This window comes from Arsenicicoccus cauae (assembly GCF_009707125.1).
In the GTDB taxonomy this organism is placed as follows: domain Bacteria; phylum Actinomycetota; class Actinomycetes; order Actinomycetales; family Dermatophilaceae; genus Arsenicicoccus; species Arsenicicoccus cauae.
The window spans coordinates 1-1,340 of the sequence record NZ_WLVL01000009.1 but is presented as its reverse complement, the minus strand read 5'-3'; the positions used below and the strand labels follow the sequence as shown (position 1 = coordinate 1,340).

The window sequence follows — 1,340 nt, the reverse complement described above, 5'->3', positions numbered from 1 at the left end:
TGAGTCGCCCCGGGTGTGGTGGAGGGTCTGATCTGCCGAGAGGATGCAGACATGCCCGCTCCGAGGAAGTATCCCGATGAGATTCGTGACAGGTCGGTCCGGTTGGTGCGTGACCGGCTGGCTGATGTGCCTGGCATGACCGTGACGAGGGCGTGTCGGGACGTGGGTGAGCAGCTGGGGATCAAGGGCGACACGCTACGGAATTGGGTGACAGCGGCCCGCGTCGATGACGGTGAGCTGCCTGGAACCACGAGCGTTGACGCGGCAAGGATCGCCGAGCTGGAGAAGGAGAACCGCGACCTGCGGCGCGCGAATCTCATTCTTCGCCAGGCGAGTGCGTATTTTGCCCAGGCGGAGCTCGACCGCCGCTGAGTGACGTCGACGCCTTCGTCGACGCCCACCGTGACGAGCACGGGGTCGAGCCGATCTGCTCCACGTTGGCCGAGGCCGGCTACCAGATCGCCCCCAGCTCGTACTACGCCCGCAAGTCCCGTAAGCCGTGCGCGCGGGCTGTCTCGGACGCGGTGTGGGACGCACGGATCACCACGATCCACGCCACCAACCGCGGCCTGTACGGGGTCAGGAAGGTGTGGAAGGCGCTGGCGCGTGCCTATCCCGACGAGCACATCGCCCGCTGCACCGTCGAGCGACGCATGCGTGCTCTGGGACTGGCAGGGGTCTCGAACAAGCGGACCCCCACCACCACGCGCCGCCCGAGCAAGACGGTCGCGTTCCCGGCCGACAGGCTCGAGCGGGACTTCACCGCGCCCGCGCCGGACCGTCGCTGGGTCGCCGACATCACCTATGTGGCGACGTGGTCGGGGTTCGTGTACGTCGCGTTCGTCACCGACCTGTACTCGCGGCGGATCGTGGGCTGGCGGGTCGCGAACCACCTGCGAACCGACCTGGCGTTGGACGCCCTGGAGCAGGCCATCTGGTCACGTAGGCAGGACGGCGAGGCCACCCTCGACGCGCTTGTGCACCACAGCGACCACGGCGTCCAGTACTGCGCGATTGCCTACACCGAGCGCCTCGAGCAGGCCGGGATCGAGGCGTCGGTCGGGTCAGTGGGCGACTCGTTCGACAATGCCGCAGCCGAAGCGGTCAATCGGCTCTACAAGAAGGAGCTCATCTGGCGAGAAGGCCCCTGGTCCGGCGTCGAGGCCGTCGAGGCCGCGACCCTGTCCTGGGTCCACTGGTACAACCACGAACGCCTGCACAGCCACTGCGACCACACCCCACCCGCCGAGTACGAAGCCACCTACTACGCTGCACTCAACCGTGCCCCGGCACCCGCCGGCACGGCATAACCCGCCCTCCACGAAATCCGGGGCGACTCA

General features: G+C 67.8%; 1 protein-coding gene and 1 other annotated feature. The gene reads left to right on the top strand.

Translation table 11 applies throughout. The features are described from left to right. The first annotated feature begins 51 nt into the window (after positions 1–51). Positions 52–1,310, top strand: a protein-coding gene (locus tag GGG17_RS02700) for an IS3 family transposase (protein ID WP_154592262.1) whose coding sequence is annotated in 2 segments (ribosomal slippage) — positions 52–343 and positions 343–1,310 — 1,260 coding nt in all. Because the reading frame shifts where the segments join, the coding sequence is not laid out codon by codon here. Next, positions 336–467 (top strand) — a sequence feature (AL1L pseudoknot). Its footprint overlaps the gene before it by 132 nt. Positions 1,311–1,340: the final 30 nt, after the last annotated feature.